The sequence below is a fragment of the Corticibacter populi genome, from assembly GCF_004217315.1.
Classification (GTDB): domain Bacteria; phylum Pseudomonadota; class Gammaproteobacteria; order Burkholderiales; family Burkholderiaceae_C; genus Lampropedia; species Lampropedia populi.
Map to the genome: position 1 here is coordinate 388,331 of NZ_SGWR01000005.1, position 16,029 is coordinate 404,359.

The 16,029-nt window shown below is 64.8% G+C and carries 17 protein-coding genes; 8 read left to right on the forward strand and 9 right to left on the reverse strand.

The features are described 5' to 3' along the window. Positions 1-65 precede the first annotated feature (65 nt). Together folE and EV687_RS18340 are read left to right on the forward strand one after the other, a co-directional pair. The gene (gene folE / locus EV687_RS18335) at positions 66-788 is read left to right on the forward strand and encodes a GTP cyclohydrolase I (RefSeq protein WP_122225802.1); all 723 of its coding nucleotides are present in this window, start codon (positions 66-68) and stop codon (positions 786-788) included. A gap of 38 nt (positions 789-826) precedes the next feature. Beyond that, positions 827-1,246, forward strand: a complete 420-nt coding sequence (locus EV687_RS18340) for a BLUF domain-containing protein (protein ID WP_122225803.1) — start codon at positions 827-829, stop codon at positions 1,244-1,246. Between the two features lie 99 nt (positions 1,247-1,345). Here the strand turns inward: EV687_RS18340 and EV687_RS18345 are convergent, their stop codons facing one another. Then, on the reverse strand, positions 1,346-2,140 hold the full coding sequence (locus tag EV687_RS18345) for a sulfite exporter TauE/SafE family protein (RefSeq protein WP_122225804.1): 795 nt from the start codon (positions 2,138-2,140) through the stop codon (positions 1,346-1,348). A 32-nt stretch (positions 2,141-2,172) separates the two neighbouring features. After that, a complete protein-coding gene (hemN, locus tag EV687_RS18350; RefSeq protein WP_122225805.1) occupies positions 2,173-3,603 on the reverse strand; it encodes an oxygen-independent coproporphyrinogen III oxidase in 1,431 nt (476 codons plus the stop codon). A gap of 308 nt (positions 3,604-3,911) precedes the next feature. On the opposite strand from hemN, the gene fnr reads away from it, so the two are divergent. Further along, positions 3,912-4,625, forward strand: coding sequence for a fumarate/nitrate reduction transcriptional regulator Fnr (gene fnr, locus EV687_RS18355; RefSeq protein ID WP_122225806.1), 714 nt, complete (start codon positions 3,912-3,914; stop codon positions 4,623-4,625). 56 nt (positions 4,626-4,681) lie between these two features. On the opposite strand, the gene EV687_RS18360 is transcribed toward fnr, so the two are convergent. From EV687_RS18360 to EV687_RS18375, 4 genes are all read right to left on the reverse strand, one after another. Then, entirely contained in the window at positions 4,682-5,089 is a 408-nt protein-coding gene (locus EV687_RS18360) for a group II truncated hemoglobin (protein ID WP_122225807.1), read from the reverse strand. Positions 5,090-5,392: 303 nt separating this feature from the next. Beyond that, positions 5,393-5,878: a hypothetical protein gene (locus EV687_RS19240; protein ID WP_242612717.1), complete on the reverse strand. Its 486-nt coding sequence runs from the start codon at positions 5,876-5,878 to the stop codon at positions 5,393-5,395. A 97-nt stretch (positions 5,879-5,975) separates the two neighbouring features. Continuing rightward, entirely contained in the window at positions 5,976-6,482 is a 507-nt protein-coding gene (locus EV687_RS18370) for a hypothetical protein (protein WP_130466555.1), read from the reverse strand. Then, the gene (locus EV687_RS18375; protein WP_122227013.1) at positions 6,472-7,593 is read right to left on the reverse strand and encodes a cupin domain-containing protein; all 1,122 of its coding nucleotides are present in this window, start codon (positions 7,591-7,593) and stop codon (positions 6,472-6,474) included. Before EV687_RS18375 ends, EV687_RS18370 begins: the two co-directional genes overlap by 11 nt. A 124-nt stretch (positions 7,594-7,717) precedes the next feature. Between EV687_RS18375 and EV687_RS18380 the strand changes: the two genes are divergently transcribed. Then, entirely contained in the window at positions 7,718-8,248 is a 531-nt protein-coding gene (locus tag EV687_RS18380) for an FKBP-type peptidyl-prolyl cis-trans isomerase (RefSeq protein WP_122227015.1), read from the forward strand. Positions 8,249-8,340: 92 nt separating this feature from the next. On the opposite strand, the gene EV687_RS18385 is transcribed toward EV687_RS18380, so the two are convergent. Together EV687_RS18385 and EV687_RS18390 are read right to left on the reverse strand one after the other, a co-directional pair. Further along, entirely contained in the window at positions 8,341-8,823 is a 483-nt protein-coding gene (locus EV687_RS18385; protein WP_122225809.1) for an outer membrane lipoprotein, read from the reverse strand. Positions 8,824-9,380: 557 nt separating this feature from the next. Continuing rightward, a complete protein-coding gene (locus EV687_RS18390) occupies positions 9,381-11,384 on the reverse strand; it encodes an ABC-F family ATP-binding cassette domain-containing protein (RefSeq protein ID WP_122225810.1) in 2,004 nt (667 codons plus the stop codon). A gap of 356 nt (positions 11,385-11,740) precedes the next feature. Here EV687_RS18390 and EV687_RS18395 point away from each other — a divergent pair, with 356 nt between their 5' ends. Continuing rightward, on the forward strand, positions 11,741-12,895 hold the full coding sequence (locus EV687_RS18395; protein ID WP_122227017.1) for an anhydro-N-acetylmuramic acid kinase: 1,155 nt from the start codon (positions 11,741-11,743) through the stop codon (positions 12,893-12,895). A gap of 21 nt (positions 12,896-12,916) precedes the next feature. On the opposite strand, the gene EV687_RS18400 is transcribed toward EV687_RS18395, so the two are convergent. Further along, positions 12,917-13,648, reverse strand: coding sequence for a VIT1/CCC1 transporter family protein (locus EV687_RS18400; RefSeq protein ID WP_122225811.1), 732 nt, complete (start codon positions 13,646-13,648; stop codon positions 12,917-12,919). Between the two features lie 388 nt (positions 13,649-14,036). Between EV687_RS18400 and EV687_RS18405 the strand changes: the two genes are divergently transcribed. From EV687_RS18405 to EV687_RS18415, 3 genes are all read left to right on the forward strand, one after another. Then, entirely contained in the window at positions 14,037-14,516 is a 480-nt protein-coding gene (locus EV687_RS18405; protein ID WP_122225812.1) for a rhodanese-like domain-containing protein, read from the forward strand. 66 nt (positions 14,517-14,582) lie between these two features. Next, positions 14,583-15,503, forward strand: a complete 921-nt coding sequence (epsC, locus tag EV687_RS18410; protein ID WP_122225813.1) for a serine O-acetyltransferase EpsC — start codon at positions 14,583-14,585, stop codon at positions 15,501-15,503. 101 nt (positions 15,504-15,604) lie between these two features. After that, positions 15,605-15,904 carry a helix-turn-helix transcriptional regulator gene (locus EV687_RS18415; RefSeq protein ID WP_122227019.1) on the forward strand — a complete coding sequence of 100 codons (300 nt, stop codon included), beginning with the start codon at positions 15,605-15,607 and terminating at the stop codon, positions 15,902-15,904. Positions 15,905-16,029: the final 125 nt, after the last annotated feature.

The following is a 16,029-nucleotide window of genomic DNA, read 5'->3' on the forward strand; positions in this document are numbered from 1 at the left end:
TTTGGGGACGGCGGCAAAAGGCCGCGTTGCCTTATGATAATCGGTCCACTGTTACCATCGCGCCCATGAGCAAACTCAACCCCAGCCTGCCCGGCCTGCCTGCGGACTCCGAGGAGGGCGTTCCGGTATCCGTCAGAATACGTGAGCGCCTGAGAGAACAGCAGCGTCGCTTCAACGCCAATGACAACATCGCCGACGTGCTGCAGCCGGGAGATCTCGAAGCCCTGCTTGACGAGGTGACGCAGAAGATGCAGGGCGTGCTCGACAGCATGGTGATCGACACGGCCACCGACCACAACACCGGCAACACCGCGCGGCGTGTGGCCAAGATGTACCTGACCGAGGTCTTCAAGGGCCGCTACCTGCCGCAACCCGCCATCACCGAATTCCCGAATGCCGAGCGCCTCAACGAGCTGATGATCGTCGGCCCGATCACGGTGCGCAGCGCCTGCAGCCATCACCTGTGCCCGGTGATCGGCAAGATCTGGATCGGCGTGCTGCCCAACCAGAACACCAATGTCATTGGGCTTTCCAAGTACGCGCGGCTGGTCGAGTGGGTGATGGCGCGTCCGCAGATCCAGGAGGAAGCGGTGGTGCAGCTGGCCGACCTGATCATGGAGAAGACGCAGCCGGACGGCCTGGCGATCGTCATGCAGGCCAGCCACTTCTGCATGTCCTGGCGGGGTGTCAAGGAAATGGACAGCCGCATGCTCAATTCGGTCATGCGCGGCGTCTTCCTCAAGGATGCGACGTTGCGCCGTGAATTCCTGTCGCTGATTCCGAAGTAATCCATCTCAGCCATCTCACGCACGCCGGGGAGCCTCTCATGCTGGTGCAAATGATTTTCGCAAGCGTCGCCGTCGAGCCCGATGACGCGGCCGTCGCCAAAATTCTCACGCAGGGGCGCAGCCACAATGCGCGCCAGGGCATTACGGGCGTGCTCTGCCACGGGCATGGCATTTACCTGCAACTCATGGAAGGCAACCGCAGCGCGGTCAACCAGATATACGCCAAGGTGCTGCAGGACCCGCGCCACCGCGATGCCGAACTGCTGTATTTCGCGGAGATCCAGGAGCGCGGTTTTGCCAACTGGACCTTGGGGCATGTGCGGCTGGAGAAGCTCAATGCATCGGCCGTGCTCAAGTATGCCGAGCGCCTGCCGCTGCAGCTCGACGCGCTCAATGGTGCTGCCGTGCGTGCCATGCTGCTGGATCTGGCCGCCACCGCGGCGATCGCGCACAAGTGATGCCGAGTTGAACGGTGCGGATGCCGGCCGGAACTGCACCTACCGGGTCAGCGGGGTAAATCGGCCCTTGGGCCCCATGAAAAGACCGCAGAGAGGTTTTCAGGCCAGCCCGCACCAGACCAGGAAGTCGTGGCCCCATTGCATCCACATGGCCCAGCCGGCCGCGCCAATCAGTGCCAGTCCGGCCAGCCGGTTGATCCAGGCTTCACGGTGGTGCTCGCGCAGTTTCTGCCACTGGCGCCAGGCCAGTGGCACGGCCAGCAGACCCACGCTGCTGCCGAGCGCAAATGCCAGCATGGTGGCCGCGCCCTGCCATGGCCCGTTGGCCAGGCCGGCCAGCAGCAGGGCCGAATAAAGCAGACCGCAGGGCAAAAGGGCCCAGGCCAAGCCCACGCCGAGGCTGCCGACGTGGCTGCGCAGCACGGGCCGCATGAACTGGCCGGCTTGGCGGCCCCAGCGCGCAAGCTGCTGGTCGAGCCAGAGCGGCTGGCGGCCGAACAGCAGCAGCACCAAGCCCCAGGCGAGCACCGTGACCTGAAACAGTGTCCAGGCCGGCTTGAGCGCGCTGAAGTGCTGGGCCATCCACTGCAAGCTGCCGACCAGCGAGGCGGCGATGGCGCCCGCTGCGGCATAGCCGAGCATGCGGCCGAGCAGAAGCCAGCTCAGTGCACTGATCGCCGGGGCGGGAGCGGCGGCTGGTGGGTGGCCGGGCGAATCGGTCGTCGCCAACCGCAGCAGGGGCAGGGTGCTTATGGCGGATGTGGCCAGGGTGTCGGAGTCACCCGATGCCGGGCGGCGGCACAGGCTGGCGCAGGCCACGCCGCACATGGTGGCGCAATGGGGGCTGCCAGCGAGCCCCATCAGGAATGCCGTTGCCAGCAGCGCTGTCGACATGGGATGTTCGTCAAATGCCTCGGAACCTGTTGTCAGAGAATCTTCGAGAAACGGGCGCGGTTGCGGTCGGACTGCAGGTAGCGGTCGAACACCATGGCAATGCCTCGCACGAAGGTCCAGCCCAGTTCGGTGACCTCGATGGACTGGTCGTTGATGTGGACCAGCCCATTGGCCTCGTAGTTGGCCAGCACGGCCAGTTCCTGGGCGAACTCGGTGCGAAAGTCTATCAGGTAGGACAGCTCGATCGATTCGAAGCTCACCAGTCCCTGGCACATCAGAGCCATGATGATGCTGCGTCGCATCAAGTCGTCCTTGCTAAGTGCCAAGCCGTGGATGATGGGCAGGCGGCCATGGTCCAGGGTGTCGTAATAGTTGGCCAGCTGGCGGTCGTTCTGGCTGTAGGTCGGCCCCACCTTGCTGATGGCGGAGACGCCCAGCCCGATCAGATCGGTGTCGGCCTGGGTGCTGTAGCCTTGGAAGTTGCGGTGCAGCAGGCCGCTTCTCTTGGCCTGGGCCAGGCTGTCCTGCGGCAGCGCGAAGTGGTCCATGCCGATGTCGACGTAGCCGGCGTTGTTGAAGGCCTCGAGCGCTTGGGCCAGCATGCCGACCTTGTCGGCCGCCTTGGGCAGTGCCAGGGCATCGATGCGGCGCTGCGGCTTGAAGCGCTCGGGCAGGTGCGCATAGGCGTAGAGCGCGATGCGGTCGGGGCGCAGTGCGCAGACCTGCTCGAGCGTGGTGGCGAACGACGCCGGGGTTTGGCGTGGCAGGCCATAAATCAGATCGACGTTGACCGAATCGAAGCCCAACTGACGCGCGGCCGCCACCAGCTCGAACACCTGTTCGGTGGACTGGATGCGGTGTACGGCCTTTTGCACTTCGGTGTCGAAGTCCTGCACCCCCAGGCTGATGCGATTGAAGCCGAGGGCGCGCAGATGTGCCAGACGCCGGGTGTCAATGGTGCGCGGGTCGACTTCGATCGAGCATTCGGCCGCCTTGGTGAAACGAAAGTGCTGCTGCAGCAATTCCATCAGACGGCTGAGCTGGCGGTCGTCGAGAAAGGTCGGGCTGCCGCCGCCGAGGTGCAACTGGGAGACCTGGGGTTTCTCGGTAACGCCTGTTTGCGCCGACGTCTGGAACTGGCCGGTGATCAGATCGAGCTCCTTGGCCAGATAATCGAGGTACTCGTCGGCACGCTCATGGTGCTTGGTGATGACCTTGTTGCAGGCGCAGTAGTAGCACAGGGACTCGCAAAACGGCACGTGCACGTAGATGGAGAGCGGTCGGTTGGCGGTGCCAGTGCCGGCTTGGCGCTGGCACAGCGCGCGCAGGTAATCCTGTTCGGTGAAGGCCTCGACGAAGCGGTCGGCCGTCGGATAGGAGGTGTAGCGTGGCCCATTGACGTCGAATCGCTGCAGCAAGTGCGCGGATGGAGGTCTGGCGGTCGTGTTCGGGCTCGTGGGCATGGAATTTATTGGAGACATTGATTGACTTTTTGATACTGTGCGACCGATTGCCACCCGGCTCATTGATGATCATCAAGACATCGGCTCATCGGCTCATCGGCTCATCGGCTCATCGGCTCATCGGCTCATCGGCTCATCGGCTCATCGGCTTTGAACAGGCTGCAATGGCGGGTGCGATGTCATCCCCGGAGAGGGCCTGCCAGGGGGCGCTGGAAGTGGGCAAAGGCCGCGTGTGGGGGCACTCCACAAAAGTTCCCGGCTTGGTTGATAATCTCCCGTTAGAAATCGCCTACAGAGAAAATGCCCGCATGAAACTGGATACCCTCAAAGTCGCCTGCTCAAACTGCAATCTGCGCGAACTGTGCATGCCCGGAGGCCTGAATCTCCAGGAATTGCAGCAGATCGATGGCCTGGTTGCGAACCGGCAGAAGGTCCCCAAGTCCGGCCTGCTGTTCCGCAATGGCGAGACCTTCCAGGCGTTGTATGCGATTCGCACGGGCATGTTCAAGACGGCGGTGAACACCGAGCAGGGCAAGGAGCAGGTCATCGGCTTCCAGATGGCTGGCGAGATCATCGGGCTGGATGGCATCGTCGAGGATTGTCACAGCTGCGATGCCATTGCGCTTGAGGATTCGGAGGTCTGCATCCTGCCGATGGAGCGCATCGATGACATCGCCAAGGAGGTCCCGGGACTGCAGCGTCACCTGCACAAGATCATGAGCCGCGAGATCGTGCGCGAGCATGGCGTGATGCTGTTGCTGGGCAGCATGCGGGCGGAGGAGCGGGTGGCGGCCTTTTTGCTCAACATGGTGCAGCGTCTCAATGCGCGGGGCTTCTCATCATCCGAGCTGGTGCTGCGGATGACGCGCGAGGAGATCGGCAGCTACCTCGGCCTCAAGCTCGAGACCGTCAGCCGCACATTCTCCAAACTGGTCGAATCGGGCATGATCGAAGTGCGCAACCGCCACGTGCGCATCGTCGACGTGGACGCGCTCAAGGAGCTGGCGAGCTCCTGCAACTGATCCCGTCGACGATCAGCGAGGCAGCGGGAAGCCGCGGGACGACGGACGACGGCTTTTCAGCGGTTGCGCATCCAGTCGGCTGTCTGCATGAAGCTCTGGGCCAGGCGCTGGCGCAGCGCCTCCGGAACGCAGGTCTCCAGCATCGCCTGGTCCATGCAGGCGACCCATTCATCGCGTTCACGGATCCCGATCGAGAAGGGCAGGTGGCGCATGCGCAGGCGCGGGTGGCCAAAGCGCGCAATGTAATGGTCCGGCCCGCCCAGCCAGCCGCAAAGAAACCAGAACAGTTTCTGCCGGGCCGCATCGAGGCTGTCGCCGTGGCTGGCGCGCAAGGCCTGGTAGGCCGGCTCGAGGTCCATCAGGTCATAGAAGCGCTCGACCAGTGCCTTCACGGCGGACTCTCCACCGATCCATTCGAACGGCGTGTCGGCGTGGGGTGGATGCTCAGTGGGCGTGGCGGGCATGAGTGTTCTGGAAGGTGCCGGTGGTGCGGGAGAATGGCATGGCTGCGATTGGCGGGACCTGCAATGGCGGCTGAAGGATTGTGCGTGAAGAATGGGCCGGTACTCAGCACCGGGCGCCTGGCTCTACCGAGGTCTTGATACGCCGCAAAGAAAAAGCCACCCGGACTGCAAGAACCGGGTGGCTGTCTCGGGCGCCGTTTTGTACGCCTTGTGGAAGGTCTGCAAGCCCATGCTGACGCGCAAATTCATCTGGTGAATGCAGCGCGTGTTCCCGCAGAGTTTCGCAGAACTTTCTTGATGGCTTTATCGAGGCTGGGTGCCGCTGGCGGCGCTGACAGCTTCCTCTGCCTTCTTGCGGGCCTCGTCAGCAGCCTGTTGCGCGTTGTCGAGGGCTTGCTGAGCCTGGTCAACGGCGTTGACGGAGCCGGTCGTGGCCGCATCGGCGGCGCTGTTGGCGGCGTCGCGGGCAGCGTTGGCAGCATCACCTGCGGCATCCTGCGCGGCATTGGCCGCCTCGGTAGCGGTGTTGCTGCCGCTTTGGGCCGCGGCCGAATTGGCCTGTGCAGCTGCATCAGCCGCTTCGCTGGCGGCCTGGGTGGCGGCGCTGGCAGCATTGCCGGCGGTTTCGCCTGGCGAGACGGCGGGGGCTTCGCTGGAGGGGGCCGGTGCCGGTGCGGGGGCCGGTTGCTCGATCGGCGGTGTGCTCGGCGCGGCAGGCGCAGATTCTTCCTTCTTGCCGCAGGCGACCAGGGCGGCGGCGGCCACTGCCGTGGCGATGAGGTGATGCATCTTCATAATTCCTCCTATGACTTCGAATGAAATGGTGGCCGGCTCAAGCCCCATGGGAAGCAGCCGACTTTTCAAGCATGAGCGGCCCGCAGGCCGTCTATAGACCCAACGTGCTGGCCGCGAATCCGTTGACGGAGCGGCGCTCGCGCCATTCGTCGACCAGTTCGGCAAGCTGGCTGCGCCAGGCGGCATCGGTGCCGGCGATGCCGCGCAGCCGCTCTGCGTTGGTCAGCCACACCGAGTATGCCGGGCACCATGCGAAGCTGGGGGTGTCGTTTTGAAAAGATCGCATCACTTTGCGGCCCGTGATGATGGCGTCCCACTGCTGGCGCCAGGCCAGAAAGCGTGGCTGCTGGCGCACCAGCGTGTCGAACTCGTTGGCGATCAGCACCAGGCGCCGGTTGCGCCCGGCCCAGTGCTGCAGGGCCTGCAGCACTGGGGTCTGTGACAGCGGCCAGTCGGCGAAGCGGGGGCTGCAGAACACCAGGGGACTTTCCGGTGCAGCGGCGGCCGCGCCGATGCAGGCGAGCAGGGCCGCCTGCCATTGCGCCGGGCCGGCGAGGGTGGCATCGCCAGCCTGCGGCTGCGTTGGCTCAGCCTGCATGTCCGGCATCGATGAAGAACAACCAGCCCTGGTCATGCCATTCCTGCACGATCTCCTGCGCCTCCCCGCTCATGCGCGCGAGCTGCGCAATCGGCAACTGCCGCTGGTCGGCCAGCTGGCGCAGGTGTCTGGCGTCGCTGCCGGCGCAGCGGTAGCTCTCGCCGTTGATGTAGAGAAAGCGGCGGTCATAGAGCATGCGGGTCTTGCGGCTGAGCACCACCGCGGTGGCGGCCTCGGGCTCTGCCACGCCGTTGGCCGGCGCATCGTCCTCGTCGAAGAAGACCTGCGGCTTGGGCTCACTGAGGTATTCGCCCAGAGCCTGTTCAACCACGTGGGGCTGCTTGAGCGCACGCGCCAGCGCGTCATGGGCGAAGGTCTGCAGCGTCTCTGGGATGAGGCCGCTGGCGCTGACGGCTGGCTGGCCAGCGTCGCGGTAGAACGGTACGTCCAGCGCGTGGGTGCTGGCCGGAGTGTCCTGCGCGAATTCGGCGAGGCGCTCGAGCAGCGAGGCGCCCAGTTCGTCGCGTTTGGGCGAGCGAAAGCCGACCGAGTAAGTCATGCAGTCGCCCTCGGCGATGCCGTCATGCGCATAGCGCGGCGGCAGGTAAAGCATGTCGCCGGGTTCGAGCACCCATTCGTGCTCGGGCTCGAAGTTCTGCAGGATGCGCAACGGCACATCGGGCTGCAGGCGCATATCCTTTTGGCGGCCGATGCGCCAGCGGCGCTTGCCATGTGCCTGCAGCAGGAAGACGTCGTAGCTGTCGAAATGTGGGCCAACGCCACCACCGTCGGTGGCAAAGCTGATCATCAGGTCATCAAGCCGTGCCTGCGGAATGAAGCTGAAGCGCTGCAGCAGTGCGTGTGTGCGCTGATCATGCAGGTCCACGCCCTGCACCAGCAAGGTCCAGGCAGCCTGAGAAAGGGTTGGCAGTTCGCGCCGGCGAAACGGGCCGTGCCGCAGGCTCCAGTGGCTGCCGTGGTGCTGGATCAGCCGCGACTCCACCGTCTCCCGGCCGGCCAGCGCGAACAAGGCTTTGGCATCGACGGGGGGCTTGAAGCCGGCGATGGCCTGACGGATCAGCAGCGGCTTGCGTTGCCAATAGCGTTGCATGAATTCGGCGGCGCTGAGGCCGCCGAGCAAGGGCAGGGGAAGAAGAATGGCGTCGGTCACGGCGGAATGGGCTTTCTGCTGGGGTCAGGGGACTGGCCGGTTGAAAACTGCGACAATGCGCGGCATGCAAATCATGAACAAGACGGTGGTGGGTCTGACCTGGACCCTCAAGGACAGTCTCGGCGAGGAGCTGGACACGCTGGATCAGCCGGTGGAATTCTACGTGGGCGGCGCAGACCTGCTGCCGACCATTGAGGAGGCGCTGCAGGGCAAGCAGGTGGGCGATGCCATTTCGCTCTACCTGGAGCCCGAGCATGCGTTTGGCGATTATGACGAGAACCTGGTGTTCCTCGAGCCGCGCGACCTCTTTCCGAGGGAGCTGGAAGAAGGCATGGTGTTCGAGGCCTCGGCACTGGATGGGCACCTCTCGGAGGACATGGATCCGACTCTGCTGCTGACGGTCACCGAGATCTATCCAGAGCATGTGGTACTCGATGGCAATCACCCGCTCGCCGGCATTGCATTGCGGCTCGATGCCAAGGTGCAAAGTGTGCGCCCGAGCTCGCCGGCGGAACAGCGGGCCGCCTCGGCCGGCGCGGGCTTTTTCCGGATTGCCCCGGAACTGCCGGACGAGCCGCCACCCTCCTTGCATTGAAATCCTGCGTCATGCACAAAGAGCGGCCATGGGCCGCTCTTTGCATAGGAGAATGATGCCGGCCGGCAGTAAGCCCCGGCGGCATGCCGCGTTCAGCGGGTACGGGCGATCTGGCCGTCGCGCACCTGCACACGGTCACCCACGCGCAGGTCGCCGGGCGAGGTCACGTCATACAGGCGGTAGGCGCCGTTGTCCACCTGGATGGTGACGCGGTAGCCATAAGGACCTTGCTGGGCCGAATCCATGCGGCCTTCGATGGTGTTGCCAGCGACGGCACCACCGACGGTGCCGGCGATCGTGGCGGCGGTGCGGCCCGTGCCGCCGCCAACCTGGTTACCCAGCAGGCCACCGACTACGGCGCCCAGCAGGATGCCGGCACCGGTGGAGCCGCGATGAGTGTTCTGCAGGGTGTCGATCTGCGTCACATAGCCATACTCGAGCGTGTTGGCGGGAGCCGGTGCGACCGCAGCACTGCCCTGTTGCTGGTAATAGGGCTGGGTGGTCTGGCATCCGACCAAGGCAAGACTGGCTGCGATGGCGGTGGTCATGCAAGCGGTGCGAAGTGTGATGGCCATGAGGGCTCTCCTTTGAATGGGAAAAATAGTTGGTGTGCTTGTCGCCTGGGCAGCAGTGCACTTGTCATCTATGCTAAGCCCAAACTCCGGCTTGTGGATGGACTTGCGTGTCGCAAGGGTAAACGCCGTAAGCATTTGGCGCCTGTGGGACGATGGCTGGTTGGCGTGTCGGCGGCGGCCCTTTGACGCCGGGATGCAGCGGGAAAGAAAAAGCCCGCCATGGCGGGCTGCAGGGGCTTTGGCCTGTGCTGTTGTTCGGGTTGTGCTGTTCGGATTCTGTTGTGCGCATTCCGCGATGCACGCATTGCGGAGGCCGGTGCCATGCGGCATATCCGGTGGCTAATGCTAATGGCGCATGCGGCCAGGGCCGGGTCACACCGTGCTCAACGCTTGCGGTCGCGTTCGTCGTCGGGCCAGATGCTGTTCGTGGTGTTCTTGTCGATCATGTCCTGTCCTTTGTTCATTCAATGGCACATGGACCTTCAACGCCGCTGCCGTCGTGGCGTTGACAGCGGCCATCCCGCGAAGGCTGTAAATCTTTGTGTTCCAACAGAGGCTCATGCATCGGGTGGCGCCAGTGCCTGCAGCGTCTCGGAAACCGTCAGCCACTCTTCCTCGGCGGCATCGATGTCGTCCTGCAGCTGCTTGAGCTTGCGGCCTTGCTCGGCCCACTGCTGGGCGGAGGCACCTCCGCCGGCCAACTCCTGCTCCAGCGCCAGCTTGTCCGCCTGCGAGGCGGCAAGCTGTTTTTCCAGCTGTTCCAGCCGTTTCTTGAGCGGACGCGTCTGCTCCAGCAGCTTCTGGCGCGCCTGGGCTTCCTGCCGGCGCAGTTCCTTCTGATTGGGCGCCGCGCCGCTGCCGGCTACCGGGGCGGCGTCGTCGGATTGCGCCACACGCTGTGTGAGCGGGGCCGACTGGGCCGATTTGGCCAGTTCGGCGCGTTGCCTGCGCTGCTGCTCCAGCACGTATTGCTGGTAATCCTCCAGATCGCCATCGAAGGGGCGCACGCGGCCTTCGCTGACCAGCCAGAAATCGTCGGAGACAGCGCGTAGCAGTGCGCGGTCGTGGCTGACCAGCATCAGCGTGCCGTCAAAGCCATTGAGCGCCATGCCCAGGGCCTCGCGGGTGACGAGGTCCAGGTGGTTGGTGGGCTCGTCGAGCAGCAGCAGGTTGGGGCGCTGCCAGACCAGCATGGCCAGCACCAGGCGGGCCTTCTCGCCGCCGCTCATCGAGCCGACCGGCTGCGCCATCATGTCGCCGCTGAACTGGAAGCGGCCGAGGAAGTTGCGCAGGTCCTGCTCGCGCGTGGCATTGGGCGCCTCGGTGCCATACTGGCGGGCCATGTGCATGAAGTGCTGCAGCGGGTTCTCGTCCTCGCGCAGCACATCCAGTTCCTGCTGGGCGAAGTAGCCGATCGCCAGGCCCTTGCCCTGGGTGATCTCGCCCGAGAGCAGCGGAATGTCACCGACCACCGACTTGATGAAGGTCGACTTGCCCTGGCCGTTGGCGCCCAGGATGCCGATGCGCTGGCCGGCCAGTATCGAGGCATTGACGCCGCGCAGAATGGTCTTGCGCGTGCTGCCATCCTTGCTCTGGTAGCCCATCTCGGCGTCGCGGATGGCCAGCATCGGGTTGGGCAGCTGCAGCGGCTCTTCGAATTCGAAGCTGAATTCCGCCTCGGCCAGCACCGGGGCGATGCGTTCCATGCGCTCGAGCGCCTTGACGCGGCTTTGCGCCTGTTTGGCCTTGGTGGCCTTGGCCTTGAAGCGGTCGATGAATTTTTGCAGGTGGGCGATCTGGCCCTGTTGGCGCGAGTAGGCCGCCTGCTGCTGCTCCAGCTTGAGGGCGCGCTGTTCCTCGAAGTAGCTGTAGTTGCCGCCATAGCGGGTCAGGCCCTGGTGCTCCAGGTGCAGCGTGACCTGGGTGACGGCATCGAGAAATTCGCGGTCGTGGCTGATGACGACCAAGGTGCCCGGGTAACGTGCCAGCCAGCCCTCCAGCCACACCAGCGCATCCAGGTCCAGGTGGTTGGTGGGCTCGTCGAGCAGCAGCAGGTCGCTGGGTGCCATCAGTGCACGGGCGAGTTGCAGGCGCATGCGCCAGCCTCCCGAGAAGCTGTTGACGGGGCGTTCGAGTTCGTCCGGTGCAAAGCCCAGCCCGAGGATCAGCGCTTGCGCGCGGGCCTGGGCGTCATAGGCGCCGGCATCGGCCAGTTCGGTGTGGGCCTGGGCGATGGCCATGCCGTCACCGCTGGCATCGGCTTCTTGCAAGGCGGCCTGCAGCGCGACGAGCCGGGCGTCACCCGCCACCACGAAGTCGGTGGCGCTTTCCTCGGTTTCGGGCATGTTCTGGGCCACCTGGGCCATGTGCCAGTGGCGGGGAATGCTGAACTCGCCGCCATCCTCGTGCAGGTTGCCGTTCAGCAGTGCGAACAGGGATGACTTGCCCGCGCCATTGCGGCCCACCAGCGCGACGTGTTCCCCCGGGTTGATGGTGACGGAGGTGCCCTCGAGCAGCACCTTGGCGCCGCGGCGCAGGACGATATTCTTCAGCGTGATCATGGGGTGTGATTATCGGGCACGGTTTGCACGTCGCTGCCAGGTGCGTATTCGACCTCTTGGCGGGCAGTCGGAGCATGTGGGGCATGTGAGCATGTAGAAATCATGCTTGGCTTCTGAGCGCCTGGTCAAAGCCTCGCCACGCAGCCGCATGGCTGTACCATGCCCTTCGGGTAGCATCTGGAAAACCGCGCCCGCGGCGTTGCGAACCCTCGTCGGGCAACCAGCTCGGCTGCGTTTTGCGCCTTGCCGCCACGATTTCTCTGGCACAACGGCAAGCGTGTCGAGACTTTGAACACGCTCTGAGAAAATGACAGCCCAATGGAATACGGCAAATGGGATGGATGCGAATGGACGGCATGGCGGATCGGGATGGCTGTTACATCGGCCTGATGTCTGGCACTTCACTCGATGGCGTGGACGGCGTGCTGGTGCGCTTCGTGGCCGCCAGCGGCGGGCAGGAAGGACAGGGGGCGTTGCGGGTGCAGTGCCTCGCCCATGTGCATGGGCCTCTGGCGCCGGAACTGGTGGCCAGCCTGCGGCGCCTCAACCAGCCTGGCAATGATGAACTGCACACTGCAGCCGTGGCCGCCAATACGTTGGCGCAGACCTATGCCGAGGTTGTGCAGACCCTGTGCAGGGATGCCGGTGTTGCCGCCAGCGCGGTGCGCGCGATCGGTGCGCATGGGCAGACGGTGCGCCATCACCCTAATGCCGGGCAGGCCCGTGAGTGCTATACCATCCAGCTCAACAATCCGGCTTTGCTGGTGGAGCAGACGGGCATTGCCGTGGTGGCCGATTTCCGCCGCCGCGACATGGCCGCTGGTGGCCAGGGCGCGCCGTTGGTGCCGCCCTTTCATCGTGCCGTGTTCGGCACAGCAAAGCAGGGCATGGCGGTGCTCAACTTGGGCGGCATTGCCAACCTGAGTCTGCTGTTTGCCGATGGCCGCACCCAGGGCTTCGACAGCGGGCCCGCCAACACCCTGCTCGATGCCTGGTGCCAGCGGCACACCGGCCAGGCTTTTGATGCCGATGGCGACTGGGCTGCCGGAGGTGTGGTGGAGCCGGCCTTGCTGCAGGCCATGTTGGGTGATCCGTACTTTGCCGCAGCGGTGCCCAAGAGCACGGGGCTGGACCATTTCAACCTGGGCTGGCTCGAGGCACATCTGGCGCGCCTGCCGGCCCTCGATCCGCGCGATGTCCAGGCCAGTCTGGCGGAACTGACGGCTGTTTCCTGTGCCCAGGCCCTGCGGCGCCACGGCAGCGAACTGGCCACACTGGGCGTATGTGGTGGCGGTGCCTACAACCGGCACCTGATGCGGCGTCTGCAACATCACCTGGGTGCGGATGTGCAGGTGCAGTCGACCGCGGACTGGGGGATTGCGCCCGACCGGGTCGAGGCCATGGCTTTTGCCTGGCTGGCACGCCAATGCTTGCTGGGTCTGGCGGGCAATGAGCCGGGAGCCACGCATGCGCGCGGGGCGCGGGTGCTGGGCGCGATCTACCCCGTCTGAGCAGGCGGGCCTGGCGAAGGCTCAAGCCGCCAGCAGCGGCGCGACCAGTCGGCCCACGTAAAAGGTCACGCCCATGGCCAGCAGGCCACCGCCGACGTTGCGCACCAGCGCCGGCAGCATGGCCGCATTGCCAAGCTTTGCGGACGCCAGGCCGGTCACCGACAGCGCCATGGCAACGGCCAGAACCGCAATCGGCAACCGTGGACCGGCCGGTGCCAGTGCCACGGCCAGCAGCGGCACCAGGGCGCCGATCGAGAACGACAGCGCGGAGGCCGCCGCGGCCTGCCATGGGTTGGTGTAGTGACCGGGCTTGATGCCCAATTCCATCTCCGCGTGGGCGGCCAAGGCGTTGTGGCGCGTCAGCTCGCAGGCCGCCTGCTGCGCGACCCCATGGCTCAGGCCCTTTTGCTCCAGCAGCGTGGCGAGCTCGGCCAGCTCCGCCTGTGGCAATGCGGCCAGTTCGTCCTTTTCCTGGGCGATGGCGGCCTTTTCGGTATCGCGCTGGGTGCTTACCGATACATATTCGCCCGCCGCCATCGATAGCGCGCCCGATACCAGCCCAGCAACGCCGGCCACCAGCAGGGCCGACTGCGAGGTGCTTGCTCCGGCCACGCCCAGCACCAAGCCCGCCGTGGAGACGATGCCGTCGTTGGCTCCGAGCACACCGGCGCGCAGCCAGTTGAGGCGGTTGGAGATGCTGGCGGGATTCATGGCATCCGCAGCTTGTGCACGGGTCTGGGAGGAAGTGGCCATGTCGAAGGTGCTTCTGGGAAGGGAATCGGCGGTGGTGTATGTGCTGTCTGGCACCCAGGCGCCATCTTCGCATGGATCGCCTTGGCATGGCCACGGTCGCCTGCGTGTCCGAACAAGGGGTGCCGGCTATGTTGATATAAATGAATTTTGACGACAAAAAGGATGAATATTGGAAAAGATGCGATGAGATGGTTGCATTTGTCGACGATATTGGTGGTCTTGGACGTTCTGATGTGTTCTATATTCTTTTTTTTGATTTAAATAAGATTTTTTAGTCTTTTGAGTTTTGAGCCTGCAGTCTTAAATTCTTGCTGGTCATAGACGGCAAGCTTCCTCGAACAAGGATTGGGGGCAGCGACCGTCGTTCATCGACACAGGAGATCACGACATGACTGAAGAGGTAGTGGAGAGCCGGCTGGCCGGAATTCTGGAAGAGCGGCTGGCAGAGGCCGAACGCGAGCAACTGGGCTATGCCGGCGGCGTTACGCCCCAGGAGGCCTGGTCGCTGGCGCAGGCGGGGGATGCCGTGCTGGTGGATGTGCGGTCTGGCGAGGAGCTGGCCTTCGTCGGTCGCGTGCCCGGCAGTGTGCATGTGGCCTGGGCCACGGGCACCGCGTTGACGCGCAATCCGCGCTTCGTGCGCGAGCTGGAAGCCAAGCTGGCCTCGCATGGCGGCAAGGAGGCGGTGGCGCTGCTGCTGTGCCGTTCGGGCAAGCGTTCGGTGCTGGCCGCCAAGGCGGCGACCCAGGCCGGATTCACCCATGTGTTCAATGTGCTCGAGGGTTTCGAGGGCGAGATCGATGCCAGCGGCCAGCGCGGTCACGGCGACGGCTGGCGCTTTCACGGCCTGCCCTGGATACAGGACTGAAGACGGGGCCTGCCCAGCCGCGCCGATCGGCGCGGCTGGCTTTCGTCTCCGCATGAAAAGAAAAACATGGCGAACTACGATATCCAGGCCATCGTCCAGGCACTGCACCAGGTGCGCGACGATTGGCGCGATTCCCAGAGTCGGGTGAGGGACCCGTCCGCGCGCGAGCTGCCATCGCCCGAGGCGGTGCGTCACATCATCGAGCAGCTCAAGGGCGCGCTGTTTCCGATGCGGCTGGGCCCGGAGGACCTGCACCACGAGAATGAGGATTACTACGTCGGTTACACGCTGGGCGCGGCGCTGCATTCGCTGCAGCGCCAGGCACGGCTGGAACTGGCGTTCAATGCCCGCAACGGCGAGGCGGATGCCCAGGCCATCAGCGACCGTGCCGGTGCAGCAGTGGGCGCGCTGGCGGCGCAGCTACCGGCCATCCGGCGCTTGCTCGACAGCGACGTGGTGGCCGCCTTCAAGGGGGATCCGGCGGCACTGAGCGTCGACGAGATTTTGCTGTCCTATCCGGGCATCCAGGCGATCATTCACCATCGCGTGGCGCACGTGCTCTATCAGCACGGCCTGCGCCTGTTGGCGCGGCTGATCGCCGAGCAGGCCCACAGCCGCACCGGCATCGACATCCATCCCGGCGCGGAGATCGGCGCCGGCTTCTTCATCGACCATGGCACTGGCGTCGTCATCGGCGAGACTGCACGCATCGGCGAGAACGTGCGCATCTATCAGGCCGTCACGCTCGGCGCCAAGCGCTTCGCCACCGACGAGGCCGGCAATCTGCGCAAGGGGGAACCGCGCCATCCCATCGTCGAGGACGGGGTGGTGATCTATGCCGGGGCGACGATTCTCGGCCGCGTGACGCTGGGCAAGGGCGCCGTGATCGGCGGCAACGTCTGGGTTACCGAGAGTGTTCCGGCCGGCGGCAGTGTGTCGCAGGCCAGCCTGCGCCGGGAACAGCGCGACGAACCTGGATCCAGCTGACAGCACCCGTACAAAGGATGAGCATGACCTCTGCAAGCCTCTCTCCCCCGCTGTCTTTTGCCGTCAAGCAAGGGCAGGCCCGAGCCGATGCCAGCACGGGCCTGAAGGCACTTCTCGTGGAAAACCTCGGCATCGCGGTGCGCCAGCTGCGCGAGAAGCAGGGCTGGTCCCAGGAGGAACTGGCCGAGCGCTCGGGCCTCAACCGCTCCTACGTCGGGGAAGTCGAGCGTGGCCGTGTCGTGGCTTCGGTCGTGACGGCGCAGAAGATCGCGCAGGCGCTCGATGTCAGCGTCGTCGATCTGTTTGCGCAGTGCGAGACCATTGCACGTCTGCGCGCCAGGCCTTCCGCGCCGCCGGCGCTGCGGCCTTCATCCTTGCCGGACGAAGATGGCAGACGCTGACGGGGGGGACTGGCATTGCGTGCTTCATGCGATGGCCATGAATAACCCCTATGAATATGACTAATCGGTATAAACATATTTCTTTTGGCAATGTTTTGGTGGTGATAGCCGGTTGAGCGGTGCAG

Excerpts from the sequence above, each read along its gene's own strand:
- folE (WP_122225802.1), top strand. The coding sequence starts at position 66 with ATGAGCAAACTCAACCCCAGCCTGCCCGGCCTGCCTGCGGACTCCGAG.
- EV687_RS18340 (WP_122225803.1), top strand. The coding sequence starts at position 827 with ATGCTGGTGCAAATGATTTTCGCAAGCGTCGCCGTCGAGCCCGATGAC.
- EV687_RS18345 (WP_122225804.1), bottom strand. The coding sequence starts at position 2,140 with ATGTCGACAGCGCTGCTGGCAACGGCATTCCTGATGGGGCTCGCTGGC.
- hemN (WP_122225805.1), bottom strand. The coding sequence starts at position 3,603 with ATGCCCACGAGCCCGAACACGACCGCCAGACCTCCATCCGCGCACTTG.
- fnr (WP_122225806.1), top strand. The coding sequence starts at position 3,912 with ATGAAACTGGATACCCTCAAAGTCGCCTGCTCAAACTGCAATCTGCGC.
- EV687_RS18360 (WP_122225807.1), bottom strand. The coding sequence starts at position 5,089 with ATGCCCGCCACGCCCACTGAGCATCCACCCCACGCCGACACGCCGTTC.
- EV687_RS19240 (WP_242612717.1), bottom strand. The coding sequence starts at position 5,878 with ATGCATCACCTCATCGCCACGGCAGTGGCCGCCGCCGCCCTGGTCGCC.
- EV687_RS18370 (WP_130466555.1), bottom strand. The coding sequence starts at position 6,482 with ATGCAGGCTGAGCCAACGCAGCCGCAGGCTGGCGATGCCACCCTCGCC.
- EV687_RS18375 (WP_122227013.1), bottom strand. The coding sequence starts at position 7,593 with ATGCAACGCTATTGGCAACGCAAGCCGCTGCTGATCCGTCAGGCCATC.
- EV687_RS18380 (WP_122227015.1), top strand. The coding sequence starts at position 7,718 with ATGCAAATCATGAACAAGACGGTGGTGGGTCTGACCTGGACCCTCAAG.
- EV687_RS18385 (WP_122225809.1), bottom strand. The coding sequence starts at position 8,823 with ATGGCCATCACACTTCGCACCGCTTGCATGACCACCGCCATCGCAGCC.
- EV687_RS18390 (WP_122225810.1), bottom strand. The coding sequence starts at position 11,384 with ATGATCACGCTGAAGAATATCGTCCTGCGCCGCGGCGCCAAGGTGCTG.
- EV687_RS18395 (WP_122227017.1), top strand. The coding sequence starts at position 11,741 with ATGGCGGATCGGGATGGCTGTTACATCGGCCTGATGTCTGGCACTTCA.
- EV687_RS18400 (WP_122225811.1), bottom strand. The coding sequence starts at position 13,648 with ATGGCCACTTCCTCCCAGACCCGTGCACAAGCTGCGGATGCCATGAAT.
- EV687_RS18405 (WP_122225812.1), top strand. The coding sequence starts at position 14,037 with ATGACTGAAGAGGTAGTGGAGAGCCGGCTGGCCGGAATTCTGGAAGAG.
- epsC (WP_122225813.1), top strand. The coding sequence starts at position 14,583 with ATGGCGAACTACGATATCCAGGCCATCGTCCAGGCACTGCACCAGGTG.